This window comes from Bacillus sp. ms-22, assembly GCF_009759805.1.
Classification (GTDB): Bacteria; Bacillota; Bacilli; order Bacillales; family Bacillaceae; genus Bacillus; species Bacillus xiamenensis.
The window spans coordinates 2,495,194-2,508,921 of record NZ_CP046653.1 but is presented as its reverse complement, the minus strand read 5'-3'; the positions used below and the strand labels follow the sequence as shown (position 1 = coordinate 2,508,921).

General features: G+C 39.8%; 17 protein-coding genes and 1 riboswitch. Of the genes, 11 read left to right on the top strand and 6 right to left on the bottom strand.

Going from position 1 to position 13,728, the window contains the following annotated elements:
• Positions 1-13: 13 nt before the first annotated feature.
• Both GPA07_RS13040 and GPA07_RS13035 read left to right on the top strand, forming a co-directional pair.
• Positions 14-544: a 1,2-dihydroxy-3-keto-5-methylthiopentene dioxygenase gene (locus GPA07_RS13040; protein ID WP_008361485.1), complete on the top strand. Its 531-nt coding sequence runs from the start codon at positions 14-16 to the stop codon at positions 542-544.
• Positions 545-842: 298 nt separating this feature from the next.
• Positions 843-1,085, top strand: a complete 243-nt coding sequence (locus GPA07_RS13035) for an aspartyl-phosphate phosphatase Spo0E family protein (protein ID WP_008361487.1) — start codon at positions 843-845, stop codon at positions 1,083-1,085.
• A 50-nt stretch (positions 1,086-1,135) separates the two neighbouring features.
• Here the strand turns inward: GPA07_RS13035 and GPA07_RS13030 are convergent, their stop codons facing one another.
• On the bottom strand, positions 1,136-2,635 hold the full coding sequence (locus tag GPA07_RS13030) for a sporulation kinase KinD (RefSeq protein ID WP_071167711.1): 1,500 nt from the start codon (positions 2,633-2,635) through the stop codon (positions 1,136-1,138).
• Positions 2,636-2,840: 205 nt separating this feature from the next.
• Between GPA07_RS13030 and GPA07_RS13025 the strand changes: the two genes are divergently transcribed.
• A complete protein-coding gene (locus tag GPA07_RS13025; RefSeq protein ID WP_003211701.1) occupies positions 2,841-3,296 on the top strand; it encodes a MarR family transcriptional regulator MhqR in 456 nt (151 codons plus the stop codon).
• Between the two features lie 232 nt (positions 3,297-3,528).
• Here the strand turns inward: GPA07_RS13025 and motB are convergent, their stop codons facing one another.
• The 4 genes from motB to GPA07_RS13005 form a co-directional block, all read right to left on the bottom strand.
• Positions 3,529-4,293: a flagellar motor protein MotB gene (gene motB, locus GPA07_RS13020; protein WP_008361744.1), complete on the bottom strand. Its 765-nt coding sequence runs from the start codon at positions 4,291-4,293 to the stop codon at positions 3,529-3,531.
• Positions 4,286-5,080, bottom strand: a complete 795-nt coding sequence (gene motA / locus GPA07_RS13015) for a flagellar motor stator protein MotA (RefSeq protein WP_008361746.1) — start codon at positions 5,078-5,080, stop codon at positions 4,286-4,288. The genes motB and motA overlap by 8 nt, the downstream gene beginning before the upstream one ends.
• A 147-nt stretch (positions 5,081-5,227) precedes the next feature.
• Complete coding sequence (locus tag GPA07_RS13010) at positions 5,228-5,425, bottom strand: hypothetical protein (protein WP_008361747.1); 198 nt, start codon at positions 5,423-5,425, stop codon at positions 5,228-5,230.
• 31 nt (positions 5,426-5,456) lie between these two features.
• Positions 5,457-7,559 carry an ATP-dependent Clp protease ATP-binding subunit gene (locus tag GPA07_RS13005; protein WP_008361749.1) on the bottom strand — a complete coding sequence of 701 codons (2,103 nt, stop codon included), beginning with the start codon at positions 7,557-7,559 and terminating at the stop codon, positions 5,457-5,459.
• A gap of 245 nt (positions 7,560-7,804) precedes the next feature.
• Between GPA07_RS13005 and GPA07_RS13000 the strand changes: the two genes are divergently transcribed.
• The 6 genes from GPA07_RS13000 to GPA07_RS12975 all read left to right on the top strand — a co-directional run bounded on the left by GPA07_RS13000 (position 7,805) and on the right by GPA07_RS12975 (position 11,939).
• Positions 7,805-8,848 carry a YkvI family membrane protein gene (locus GPA07_RS13000; RefSeq protein WP_157292652.1) on the top strand — a complete coding sequence of 348 codons (1,044 nt, stop codon included), beginning with the start codon at positions 7,805-7,807 and terminating at the stop codon, positions 8,846-8,848.
• A 71-nt stretch (positions 8,849-8,919) separates the two neighbouring features.
• Positions 8,920-8,964, top strand: a riboswitch (PreQ1 riboswitch).
• A gap of 159 nt (positions 8,965-9,123) precedes the next feature.
• Positions 9,124-9,780: a 7-cyano-7-deazaguanine synthase QueC gene (queC, locus tag GPA07_RS12995; protein WP_071167709.1), complete on the top strand. Its 657-nt coding sequence runs from the start codon at positions 9,124-9,126 to the stop codon at positions 9,778-9,780.
• Positions 9,781-10,218 (top strand): 6-carboxytetrahydropterin synthase QueD, encoded by a 438-nt coding sequence (gene queD / locus GPA07_RS12990; RefSeq protein ID WP_157292650.1) that lies wholly within the window; start codon positions 9,781-9,783, stop codon positions 10,216-10,218.
• Entirely contained in the window at positions 10,215-10,946 is a 732-nt protein-coding gene (queE, locus tag GPA07_RS12985) for a 7-carboxy-7-deazaguanine synthase QueE (RefSeq protein WP_157292648.1), read from the top strand. The genes queD and queE overlap by 4 nt, the downstream gene beginning before the upstream one ends.
• A gap of 15 nt (positions 10,947-10,961) precedes the next feature.
• Entirely contained in the window at positions 10,962-11,459 is a 498-nt protein-coding gene (gene queF, locus GPA07_RS12980; RefSeq protein ID WP_003211403.1) for a preQ(1) synthase, read from the top strand.
• Between the two features lie 261 nt (positions 11,460-11,720).
• A complete protein-coding gene (locus GPA07_RS12975) occupies positions 11,721-11,939 on the top strand; it encodes a hypothetical protein (RefSeq protein WP_071167706.1) in 219 nt (72 codons plus the stop codon).
• Positions 11,940-12,063: 124 nt separating this feature from the next.
• Here GPA07_RS12975 and GPA07_RS12970 read toward each other — a convergent pair whose 3' ends face one another.
• On the bottom strand, positions 12,064-12,252 hold the full coding sequence (locus GPA07_RS12970) for a YkvS family protein (protein WP_003211747.1): 189 nt from the start codon (positions 12,250-12,252) through the stop codon (positions 12,064-12,066).
• A 156-nt stretch (positions 12,253-12,408) separates the two neighbouring features.
• Between GPA07_RS12970 and GPA07_RS12965 the strand changes: the two genes are divergently transcribed.
• Positions 12,409-12,603: a hypothetical protein gene (locus tag GPA07_RS12965; RefSeq protein WP_008361762.1), complete on the top strand. Its 195-nt coding sequence runs from the start codon at positions 12,409-12,411 to the stop codon at positions 12,601-12,603.
• 307 nt (positions 12,604-12,910) lie between these two features.
• On the top strand, positions 12,911-13,573 hold the full coding sequence (locus GPA07_RS12960) for a cell wall hydrolase (protein ID WP_008361764.1): 663 nt from the start codon (positions 12,911-12,913) through the stop codon (positions 13,571-13,573).
• Positions 13,574-13,728: the final 155 nt, after the last annotated feature.

Sequence of the window (13,728 nt, the reverse complement as noted above, 5' to 3'; positions counted from 1 at the left end):
GGAGGAAAAACATATGGCGACAATTTATATTCATAATGAAGAAAACACGTTACTTGAGAACGAACAAGAGGTAGCAGCGTATTTAGAACAACAAGGGGTCATTTATGAGCATTGGGATATTGAAAAATTACCAAATCGATTATCAGAAAAGTATGATTTAACAGATGATGAAAAAGAAGAAATTTTAACTGTTTTCCAAGAGGAAATTCAAAGTATATCTGAACGAAGAGGGTACAAAGCGCAGGATGTGATTTCATTATCAGATGCGACACCAAATCTTGATGAGCTGCTCCAAAACTTTAAACGTGAGCACCATCATACAGATGACGAAGTAAGATTTATCGTGAGTGGTCATGGAATCTTTGCTATTCAAGGCAAAGATGGCATCTTTTTTGATGTAAGATTGAATCCAGGAGATTTAATTTCTGTGCCTCCGAATATTCGTCACTACTTTACACTTCAAGAAGATCGTAAAGTCGTCGCAGTTCGCATATTTGTCACAACTGAGGGCTGGGTACCGATTTACGAGGAAGAAACGGTTTAATAGAAGGAGCTGATCATTCGCACGGGCGGAAGATCAGCTTTTTTTAGGAAAAAAGACATAAAATGAGAGAGAAAATAGTTGATTTTGGTCTTCTGCATAGGATAAAATTCTGTTTAATCAATGTGTCAGTCCTGTCCAAATTTGAAGTTTACCCCCAGATATGATTGGGTAAAAGGTCTTTAGACTGTAAAAAATTAAATAAAATAAGCATATTTAATTTAATTTACAAATAAAGTATAATTTTGGTGTCGGATCATTTAGAGCGTAGACAGACGAATTCATTGCGGGAGCTGAGATCATGAATATTTATATACGGAAAGAACAGCTGTTGATGTCAATTGATGAAAAGAGAAAACAAATGGTAGAAGCGGCTCAAGTAGAAGGGTATACAGGTGAGACGACAATTAAATATAGTCAAGAACTGGACAACTTGATGAATGAGTATCAGCACCTTCTTTTTCATGAAAAACAGTCTGTTGCATCCTTTCATGACCTTGTGTCTCAAATGAGTCTCCTGTCTGTGAATCGTCCCTCTTATTGACATGTAAAAACCGGTCTTGCATAAGCAAAACCGGCATCATGTCTCAATGATTAGTGTGCGGAAGGAAGCGTGATGATCACGGTTGTTCCTTTATTCATTTCGCTTTGAATATCAATTGTTCCGCCATACATCGAAATGATTCGTTTACACACAACAAGCCCAAGACCTGTTCCTTTTTCCTTCGTTGTAATAAAAGGGAGGAAGATATGTTTTAGCATTTCTTCTGGTATGCCTTCCCCTGTATCTTTCACTTTAATGATGACCTGTTCTTTTTCAGCCTCAATCACAATCTTCAAATGACCGCCGTTTGGCATCGCTTCTAATGAGTTTTTCGCTACATTTAATACGACTTGTTTAATGTGATCCTTCGTGCAATACACGCCAACATCTTGAATGGTGTTGATTTGCAAATCAACCTCGACATTATAAAGATTCGCCTCAGAAAAAACGATTGGCATGATCTCACTTATAATTTCTTTCACCGAATTATTTTGCCACTTTTCTGCCGTTGGTTTTCCTAACACAAGAAACTCACTGACGATTTGATTAATCCGTTTAATTTCTTCCTCTATGACAGAAAAATAGAGCTGATCTTCTTCTGAACGATACTTCTTTTGCAAAAGCTGGATAAACCCGCTGATGCCTGTTAATGGGTTGCGAATTTCGTGAGCCGTACTTGCCGCGAGTGTGCCAATTAATTCAAGCTTCTGTGCTTCATTTTGATGGCGTTCCTGCTGGGTTTGGCGTCTTAAAATGATATATTGGACTAGCGTGAATAAAATATTTAATAGAATAAATGCACTGGATAAAGGAAACAGCATCACTGACAGCACTTCACTTGTTGTCGCACGCTGCGGAAAAACCTCAAGCTTCCAGCTGTTTTCATCTAAATATGTAGACACGGTGCTGCCACTTTCAGATGCTGGCTGCGGACCACTCGTAAACACAACGTGTCCATTTTGATTCAGCATCTTAAAATGAAGCTCTGGGTTCAATACATTCATAATATTTTTTAAATAATCAATTTGAATAGCGGCGACTAGTACATTGGTGACTTCTTCATCTTCATTCAAAACAGGGACACAAATGGAGAGAATCCGCTGATTTGTAATACGGCTTACATAATTATCTGTAATGACGGTTTGCTTTGTGACTTGAATGCGCTTAAAGTAATCTCTGAATGAAAGGTTGATTTTTTCTTTTAGCGGTGTGGTACTGGCTGTTACATTTCCTTTTTTGTCTAGGAGATACAGGCCTGAAAAACGAGGTTCTTGTTTATAGATTTTCTCTAGGATGTTTTGTACTTTTTTCGTCTCAAGCGGCTGGTCAAATCCCATGGCAAGGGAAGTTAATCTCGCCTCTGTTTCACTTATTAAATAATTCATTTGGTTTTTGTGAATATTTAACATAAGTGTAGCAGTTTGTTTGTTTTTTAAATCGATTTTTTCAGTTTCTTTTTCGTAGATAAAATAACTAATGATTAGGGTTGGAATCATGACCAAAATAAGGTACAGCTTGATCTTCTTCCAAAGCCCTTTCAATATACTCATCATTCATCGCTCCAACGTATTACCTAATAGACTTATTATAGCATTGAACCTATCTTTATTACGATGACTTGTGTGATTTTTAAAAAATTAGGTGATTCGTTCTGGTCTCATTTTCATGCTAAAGGTAGATCAAGATGTTGACATTTTACTTATTGTTTATTAATGTCACATTAGTAGGTTGCATTTCATAAAGGATGATAAAAAAATGGAAAATCATAATGTTGAGAAATCTTTGAAATTATTTATTGTATTATCACGAGCCTATCGCTCCATTAATCATCACATGAACAAACATATTGTCAAACATGGGTTGAATCCGACTGAGTTTGCTGTACTAGAATTGCTGTATCATAAAGGTGATCAGCCGCTTCAGCAAATCGGTGATAAGATCTTACTTGCAAGCGGAAGCATCACGTATGTGGTTGATAAATTGGAGAAAAAAGAACTCCTAAGTCGAAAAGCTTGTGCAGAAGACCGCAGGGTGACATTTGCGCATATTACGGAGCAGGGACGAGCTTTGCTTGATGACATCTTCCCTGATCATGCGAAAGAAATTCATGAGATGATCAGTGTGCTCAGTGAAGAAGAAAAGGATGCCTGCATCGATATGCTCAAACATGTAGGGCTGCGTGCCAAGCATTTATATGATCATAAAGAATAAACACATAAAAAAGGAAGCCGCTGGCTTCCTTTCAGCGTGTAGGCAAACCCTCGCATTCTTTGTCAGTCCTGCGTGCCGGTGCTCACGAATGTTAAATTCGCTCCGCTCCGGTACTCGTCCTTCCTAGACTGCAAAGGTTTTCAGTTCACGCTGAAAAGAAGACAAAGGGCTAAAATAAAGTTCATTTTAGCCCTTTGTCAACAATCTGAAAGGAAGCCGCTGGCTTCCTTTTTTATTTTGATTTTTTCTCAATTGGTAAAATAAGTACTTCCACGCGTCTGTTTTTACTTCTGCCTTCCGCTGTATCGTTTGAGGCGATCGGTTTGAATTCGCCGTAACCTTTTGTACTAAAGTTCTCTTGATTTAGATCTTTGTTCTCAAGCAAAATATTTAAAAAGTTGACCGCACGAATGGCGCTTAAATACCAGTTTGATTCAAATTCTGAATTTCGAATAGGCACATTATCTGTATGTCCGCTAATGACGATGTCACGAGCGGGATTAATGACGAGCAGTTTTGAAATTTCTTTTGCTAACGGGACATCCTGCGGGCGGATAACCGCTCGCCCAGAATCAAAGAAGATGCTGTCTTCAATCGTAATGAGCAGGCCTTCATCCGTCAGCTTTGTTTCGAGCTTTGAGCCAAGCTTTTTCTCTGCAATGAACGAATCGACTTGCTTTTTGACCTTTGTTAAAACCGCTTGATCTCGAGCTTTTGCTTTCGCTTCTTCATCATCTTCTGCTGATTTTTCCGTTTGATCGCTGTTTTCAGTTTCTTCTGTGCTCTCCAGGCTTGATTGGTCCATCACGCCGGTGCCGCCAGTAAAAACAACATTAAAAGACTTGGCCATCTGTTCATATTTTGCCACATCAATAGAACTTGAGGCAAAGAGCACAATGAATAGGGCGAGAAGAAGCGTCAGAAGATCGGCATAAGGGATCAGCCAAGACTCATCTACATGGTCATCATGATCATGTTGTTTCCGTTTCCTAGCCATTCTGTTTTTCTCCTTCTTCAATGACAAGATTTGCTCGTTCTTTAGCTGGTAAGTACATGAGAAGCTTTTGTTCAATGACCTTTGGAGACTGACCTTCAAGGACAGAAAGAATACCTTCAATCATGATGAGACGAAGCTTTACTTCTTCCTTTGATTTACGCTTCAGCTTGTTGGCAAATGGATGCCATAAAACATACCCTGTAAAAATCCCAAGCAAAGTGGCAACGAAGGCAGCGCTGATCGCATGTCCAAGTGCTTCAATATCTCCCATGTTTGCAAGTGCGGCAATGAGTCCGACAACGGCGCCAAGTACACCAAGCGTTGGAGCATAGGTGCCTGCTTGTGTAAAGATAAGTGCACCTGACTGATGTCTCTCCGACATTGCATCGACTTCTTCTGTTAATACGTCTCGAATAAATTCTGCACTTTGACCATCTACTGCCATGCTTAAACCGTTCTTTAGAAAATCGTCATCGACTTCCTCAAGATTTGCCTCTAATGCCAAAAGACCTTCACGACGAGCAATTTGTGCCCAGTTTGAAAATAGAGGAATCATTTCTTGTATCGTTGGCAGCTTGCTGTCTTTGAAAATTTTGCCGAATAATTTTGGTGTTTTCTTAATTTCAGTAGATGGGAAGGCAATGACAACAGCTGAAATTGTCCCAACAACAATGATTAAAATAGCCGCCGGGTTGATAAGAGCGGTTAGACTCACACCTTTCAAAACCATACCGACACTTAGTGCAATAAATGCTAAAATAATACCAATTAACGATGTTTTGTCCATTATCTCACCAAATCCTTTAACTATCTTTTTCTATAGTTAATATCGGTGTGTTCCAGAAGGGTTTTAGTCAGAATATCAAATTAAGACAGTTTCTGTGAAGAAATTTTGACGAAAACGCTTTCTTTAAGACATAAAGAAGAAACTCCCTCATAGATAAAGGGAGTTTTCAACTTGATTTGTTTGATCTGTTTCATCTAAGAGCAGTTCTTTTAATTTTTCTTCATGGATGATTTTGATTAGATCGTAGCTCCAATTCATCATGTGATCCACCTCTTTTTCTTTTATCGTAAAGGAAAAGAGGCGGAGGAGCGTCAGCATGCAGGTGGAATTTAGCCACTGCACCATGATGGAGCTGCTCCTCCTTCTTAGGGTGTACTTATCCCTTTCTCACAACAATTTCGTCATGTTCAACATCGACTGTAAATCCAGAAAGATGTTCTTCTTCAAGTAAGATGTCCGTCATTTGATCTTCGACATGCTCTTGAATCGTTCTCCGTAATGGACGAGCACCAAATGCAGGGTGGTATCCAAGCTCTGCGATTTTTTCTTTCGCTTCGTTTGTGACGTGAACTGTTAGATTTTGTTCTTTTAGCTGCTCAGCTAGTTCTTGAAGCAAAAGATCAACAATTTTAACTAAATCGTCTTTGTCTAATGAGTTAAACTGAATGATGCTGTCAAAACGGTTCAAGAACTCAGGTTTGAAATAGGCGCTGAGTGAATCAATCAGTGATTGTTCCTCAATGGCTTCTTCCTTGTCAGACTGGAAGCCGACTTTCACCGTTTTATCTGTGCTGCCTGCGTTACTTGTCATGATGATGACTGTGTCTTTAAAGCTGACTGTTCTGCCCTGGCTGTCTGTTAGACGGCCATCCTCCATGATTTGAAGGAACATGTGCTGGACATCAGGGTGCGCTTTTTCGATTTCATCGAGCAAAATGATGCTATATGGTTTTCTGCGAACCTTTTCAGTCAGTTGTCCTGCTTCGTCATGACCAACGTATCCAGGAGGAGAACCGATGATTTTGGATACAGAGTGTTTCTCCATATATTCACTCATGTCCAAACGAATGATCGCGTCTTTTGAGCCAAATAATTCTTCCGCTAATGTTTTGGACAATTCGGTTTTACCGACGCCTGTCGGTCCAACGAAAAGGAAGGAGCCTGTTGGTCTATGTTTCGATTTTAAACCGGCTCTACTTCTTTTGACGGCTTTTGCTACTTTTTCAACCGCATGTTCCTGACCAATGACTCGTGCTTTTAAGCGGACGTCGATTTCTTTCATTTTTGTTTGTTCGTCTGCTTGCAGTTTGCCAACCGGGATTCCTGTTTTTTGTTCTACAATGGACTGGATATCCTCAGCTGTGACGACATGCTTTTTGTCATCTGATTTGTTTTGAAGTCTCGCTTCTATCGCTTCTTCTTCATCCCTGAGCTTCGCTGCCTTTTCATATTGTTCTTCTTTTAAAGCAGCTTGTTTTTCAGCGGCAATTTGGGCAAGACGGTTTGTTAATTCATCTTCACTTGCTGCATCAAGAGAGAGGTTCGCTTTTGAACCCGCTTCATCCATTAAATCAATGGCTTTATCTGGCAAGTGGCGGTCTTGAATATACCGCGAAGATAACTGAACGCATGCCTTAATGGCTTCGTCAGAATAAGTGACGCCATGATAGGCCTCATACTTATCTTGAATGCCTTTTAATATCTCAATCGCTTCATCTTGTGTTGGCTCATGAACCATGACTGGCTGGAAGCGTCGTTCAAGTGCGGCATCTTTTTCAATTTGACGATACTCTTTTAATGTAGTCGCACCGACTAGCTGCAGCTCGCCTCGTGCAAGGGCTGGTTTTAAAATATTTCCGGCATCCATTGATCCTTCTGCAGACCCTGCGCCTACAAGAAGATGGATTTCATCTACGAATAAGATGACATTTTTACGGCTTTTCAATTCGTTGATTAATTGCTTCATTCGTTCCTCAAATTGTCCGCGTACACCTGTGTTCGCCACAAGTGAGGAGACATCTAATAAATAGATTTGTTTGTTCTTTAATTTATTTGGTACATCGCCACTTGCAATTTTTAGTGCAAGTCCTTCGGCAATAGCTGTTTTACCAACACCAGGTTCACCAATGAGGACAGGATTGTTTTTATTTCTTCTATTTAAAATCTCAATGACTCTTGCGACTTCTTCATCACGGCCAATGACTGGATCAATCAGGCCAGCATTTGCGCCATCAGTTAAGTTTTGGCCAAGTTCATCGAGTAAGCCTTTTTGTTTAGGCTGCTCCCCGATTGGGGCATGTCCTGTTGGCTGAGAAAAGAATGAATGTCCTCCGAACAGGCTAGGTCCCATTTTCATTTTTGACTGCTCCATCAAAGAGGTGTAGCAGTCCTCACATAAAACCATTTGGCTGCGGGACGAATTCACTTGCATATTCAGGCGAATAGTCGCCTCATTTACTTGACATTGTTGACAACGCATTTGCCATGACCTCCTTAAAAATAAAGTTTGACTTTATTTGACCAATGAAAGTTAAATAAAATGGTCCGTTGTTTGACCATCTTTGACTATAGTATACTCTGACCTATTTTGACTTTCAACTGTTTTGCTCAAAGTTTGATAAAAAATCCTTTTTTGCATTTAATCATGGTTTGTCCTTCTTTTCAAGGAACTTGTCTCATAGGATAAAAAAGAGACAATCGAAAGTGTGGGTGCGGAGGGGTCAAATGAAACGTTCAAATGAATCCGCTTTTCAGCTTGCCTTTGTATATGTGGGAACAGTGGTTGGAGCTGGGTTTGCGACAGGAAAAGAAATCGTTGAATTTTTTGTTCGTTTTGGCTGGATTGGACTAATTGGTATTTTGATTAGCGGCGCTATTTTTACTGGCCTTGGCGCAAAAATGATGCTCATCTCGAAACGAATGAAAGCTTCATCTTATCAAGATATGAATCGCTTTTTATTTGGAGCAGCAGTGAGTCGATATATAAATGTCGTCATGTTTTTTATTTTACTGGGTGTGACCTCAGTGATGATTTCTGGTGCAGGCGCTATTTTTGAAGAACAGCTTGGCATATCGAAGGAATATGGTGTTTTCTTAACGATTATACTGAGCGTCATTGTCCTTTTTAAAGGGTCAAAAGGGGTATTTGGTGTCAACGTTCTCGTCGTCCCGATGCTTATTTTCTTTTCATTCATTGTGTTTTTTGATTCATTTGTGTTTACTAGCGGTGAAAGTCACGTTCTTGCGCTGCAAATGGGAGAGGGCGAATGGGTGCTGTCTGCAATTTCATACGGCGCTTTTAATTTAGCGCTGTCTCAAGCCGTATTAGTGCCGGTTGCAAATGAAATGACGTCAGAGGCTGTGATTAAAAAGGGAGCGGTGCTTGGCGGCAGCATGCTGACACTCATTCTCATTGCCTGCTTTTTATCCCTTTCTTCATTAGATATGCTGGAGGCGTATGATATTCCAATGGCTCAGGTGGTGTATCAAGTAGCAAACTCCATACATCTCATCTATTTATTTGTGATCTTCGGCGAAGTCTTTACATCCGTCATAGGGAATCTATATGGACTCGAAAGACAAGTGAGTGTGTATATCCGAATGAATAGTCTCTATACAATATCTCTTATTCTGATCTGCTGCTATGTGATCAGTAAAATTGGATACGGTACACTCATTTCAACGGTTTACCCCATTTTCGGCTATGTCAGCATCTTTTTCATCCTCTTTCTTTGCCTGAAAAAAATGCCTGCATCCTTTCATCAGTAAAGAAGGGATAGCCTGTATAAAAAATATGTGGTACACTATCCTCTGTGAAAATTGAACAAAAATCCGTGAAGACGGGAGAGGTTCTAGCAAAACCCTCTATAAAAAACTAAGGACTTGCCGTATCCTTGGATGTGGCATTTTTTATTTTTTATGGCTGGGACACCTCATACACATGTAAAGGTGTCTTTTCTTTTGAGAAAAATAGGGGTTGTGAGGAGCCTTTCAGATGCAGCTTTGTACGATTGTACTCATCTGTAAAAGGAGGAAAATGAAAAATGAGAAATGAAAAAGCGGTCGTTGTCTTTAGCGGGGGACAGGACAGTACGACATGTTTATTATGGGCACTTCAACAATTTAAAGAGGTTGAAACAGTAACCTTTCATTATAATCAGCGTCATCAAGAAGAAATTGATGTCGCCAAAAGAATTGCTGACAAGCTAGGTGTGAAAAATCATCTATTAGATATGTCGCTTTTAAATCAGCTAGCACCTAATGCTTTAACAAGAGATGACATTGCTATTGAGGAAAAAGAGGGCGAGCTGCCATCCACATTTGTTCCTGGGAGGAACTTAGTGTTCTTATCCTTTGCTTCTATTCTTGCGTATCAAATCGGAGCAAGACATATTATCACAGGTGTGTGTGAGACAGACTTTAGTGGTTACCCAGATTGCCGAGATGAGTTTGTGAAATCTTGCAACGTTACGGTGAATTTGGCAATGGAAAAACCATTTGTGATTCATACGCCGCTCATGTGGCTCAATAAAGCAGAAACGTGGAAGCTGGCAGATGATCTGAATGCGCTAGACTTTGTGAAAAATGAAACGCTCACTTGCTATAATGGCATCATTTCTGATGGCTGCGGGGAATGTCCTGCATGTAAGCTTCGGAAAAATGGCTATGATACTTATATGAAAATGAAGGAGGCAAACTAAATGCTTTCTCAAATCTATCCACAGACAGATCACCCATTTTCATTTGAATTGAATAAAGATATGCATCTATCGGCAGCCCATTTCATTCCAAGAGAAGAGGCTGGTGCATGCAGCCGCGTACATGGTCATACGTATACGATCAATATCACGATTGCGGGAGACGATCTAGATGAGTCAGGTTTCCTTGTCAATTTCAGCACGCTGAAAAAGCTCATTCATGGGCAGTACGACCATACACTGCTCAATGACCATGAAGAATTTTCATCAAACGATCCATACGCTATGCCAACCACTGAGGTTGTTGCAAAGACTGTGTATGACAAAGTGGCGGCGTATTTAACGACTTTAGCGAACAAACCGGTATGTGTTCAGGTTTTTGTCAGAGAGACACCAACTAGCTATTGCATTTACCGTCCGAAACGAGTTGAGCTCAAGTGACTAAAGCGATTCCTGTATTAGAAATCTTTGGTCCGACCATTCAAGGAGAAGGAATGGTCATTGGTCAAAAAACCATGTTTGTCAGAACAGCGGGCTGTGACTACTCTTGCAGCTGGTGCGATTCATCATTTACATGGGATGGATCAGCCAAGCATGATATCCAGTGGCTTCAAGCAGAGGACATTGTAAAAGAGCTGAAGAAAATAGGCGGTGAGGCTTTTTCTCATGTCACCATTTCAGGAGGGAATCCTGCGCTTTTAAAGCAAATGGAATCCCTCATTGATCTGCTCCATGAAGAAGGGATTGATACGGCACTGGAAACGCAAGGAACGATGTATCAAGATTGGTTTTTGAAGATTGATGATTTAACGATTTCTCCAAAGCCGCCAAGCTCGAAGATGAAAACCGATTTCACGAAACTAACACGTATCATTGATGAACTGAAAAACGGAAACAGATTGCAGCATGCAAGCCTGAAGGTCGTGATCTTTGATGATCAAGATCTAGCCTATGCGAAGGATGTTCATGCGAAATACCCAGAGCTTCCTTTTTATTTGCAGGTTGGAAATGATGATACGACGACAGCTGATGATGCTTACCTATTAACGCATTTATTAAAGAAATATGAAGCGCTTGTAGATCAAGTGGCGCAAGATCCAGATTTGAATCGTGTGAGAGTCTTACCGCAGCTGCACACGTTATTGTGGGGAAATAAACGAGGCGTATAGAAAGGAAGAGACAAAATGACGACAAGAAAACCTGAAGAATTAGAAGGTGTCACTTTACTAGGTAATCAAGGGACGAATTATTTGTTTGACTATGCACCACAAGTGCTTGAAACGTTCCCGAATAAACATACAAATAGAGATTATTTTGTGAAATTCAATTGCCCGGAATTCACTTCACTTTGTCCGCAAACAGGGCAGCCAGATTTTGCGACGGTTTATATCAGCTATATTCCCAATGAAATCATGGTCGAAAGTAAATCGTTAAAATTATATTTGTTCAGCTTCCGTAACCATGGTGACTTCCATGAGGATTGTATGAATATTATCATGAACGATCTGATTGAATTAATGGACCCAAGATATATTGAAGTATGGGGAAAATTCACACCAAGAGGCGGTATTTCGATTGACCCGTATACGAACTACGGAAAACCTGGGACAAAGTATGAAGAAATGGCATCTTATCGTATGATGAATCATGATATGTATCCAGAAACGATTGACAATCGCTAATTAATAGGAAAAGACATGCCGGATGACATGTCTTTTTTTAGTGGAAATGAGCTGATGAGGAAACATAAAAAAGAGAAGAGTCATGTCACTCTTCTCATACCAATAGGAATAGAACTTGCTAGGACGGCTGGGGGCTACCAGCTCGTAAATATATTATATACGACAGAACGTATGTTTGTAAAGGTAAATCGTGCTTTTTTTGCTTATCCCATTTGCTTTGAGATAAAATAAGAGCAACGAGTGAAAACGGAGGCGTTTGGGTTGGAAAACAAAGAAGACAAAACAGAGAAGCTGCTCATGGAATTAAGAGAAGAGCTTCACATGCTTGAACATCAAAATAAGGAACGGTATAAATGGAGTGCCTCCACATTACTTGGGGTGATTGCCCTTTTAATTGATAAAGGAGTGATCACACCTGAAGAAGTTGAAATGTACAAAACAAAAGCGGAAATGCAAACCTTTCACGCGCAAAAAGACTGATGCCCTTTCACTTGGTTGTCAGCCTTTTTCATATGTGATGGTAAAAGAGAGCAAAGCTGTCAAACGAGGGCAGCTTTGCTTCGTATATCCTTATGTAACGATAGCCAGAATTGAGGATTGCAAATTAATGTACGGAGTCTTTGATGATTTTATAGTTTTTATGATTAACGACTGTTAGTGAATCCAGTTCTAAATCTCTATAGTTGTCCATAATGGTAACATCTACAATGACAGAGTTTTCATTCACTTTTTCAACTACACCTGTTAAACCATTTCTAAATTCGATCACATTTCCAATTTTTGCAATCTTCAACCGATCCCTCTCCTTTAAAAACAGATTTCATTCCCTATTAAAAAGTATTTTGCAATATTTTCATACCAATGTAAAGGATAAAGACGTTTTTGTTTCGTTTTCATTAAACGAATGGTATATTTAATATTTGATCATGGCTGAAAAGGAGCGGTTTTTTTGACTGAAGAACAAATCCACACAATACTAGAATCATTACGGAATGGAACCGAAAAACAAGTGACCATTCAAAAGGATGATTTTTTAACGTTTCGTTCTGTTTTGGTCAATCAAGATGATTTTAAACAGTTTCGCGGAATTGCCAAGCACGGTGGAGATGTTATTTTTGAATATCTTAAAGAAGCAAGAAGCTGAAGCTTTTTCTCATGGATGAGAGAAAGCTTTTTATTTTTGGTTCTTTTGTCACACTTCAAACCAGCCTGATACATATGATAAGAAAATGTAATAATCCATAATCAGGAGCATAAGGATGATTATAGGCTGAAAAAGGACTCTTTTAAGCGCTAACATTTCCATTTCATGCGTATTTCAACTAGGACATGCCATTTAATGACGGAATTTGGACAGGCATGCAAATCTTTGTGCGTGAAAATAGAAGAAGCTCTTGTTAGAGTGGACAAGTATCTTACGGCCTACATTGATTATAGGAGGAATGAGGCGAATGATTAAAATTCATACTGCTCTTTTTGCCATCCTTATGCTCATCTCAGCGGTGAAGATGGACAATATACAAGAGCAGCAAGGCACATTAAGTCAAAAACTTGGACAAGCACCTGTGAAGCATCAGCTTTCATATATAGATCAAGATGAAAAGCATACCGTGATCCCGGCATTTTCAGAGGAGAAACATCAGCAGGAAGTGAAAATGCTAAGCACGACAACAGAAGAAAAGGCACCAAAACCGAAGCCGAAGAAAAAGGAACATGCTAAAACGGCAAAGCCAGCAAGCTCAAAAAATCAAGCGCGTTATTCTAATGAAGAAATGGACTTGCTTTCTCGATTGGTACATGCTGAAGCGAAAGGTGAATCTTACGCTGGGAAAAAAGCTGTAGCAAGTGTCGTCTTAAACAGAGTGGAACATGGCTCTTTTCCTGACAGTGTCAGAGGAGTCATTTATCAGCGAAATGCCTTCCAGCCGGTTTCAAATGGCAGTATCAATGATAAGCCAGATCAAGATTCGGTAAAAGCTGTGAAGCAAGTTGTAAAAGAAGATGACAGAACGACAAAGGCGATTTATTTTTATAATCCAAAAACGGCGACAGATCACTGGATTCGTTCCCGTAAAATTGTAGAACGCATCGGCCGTCACGTATTTGCAGTGTAAAAAAGCAGCGATCAATAGATTGTTGACAAAGGGCTAAAATGAACTTTATTTTAGCCCTTTGTCTTCGTTCCAGCGTGAACTGAAAACCTTTTTAGTCTAGGAAGGACGAGTACCGGAGCGGAGCGAATTTGACATTCGTGAGCACCGGCGCGCAG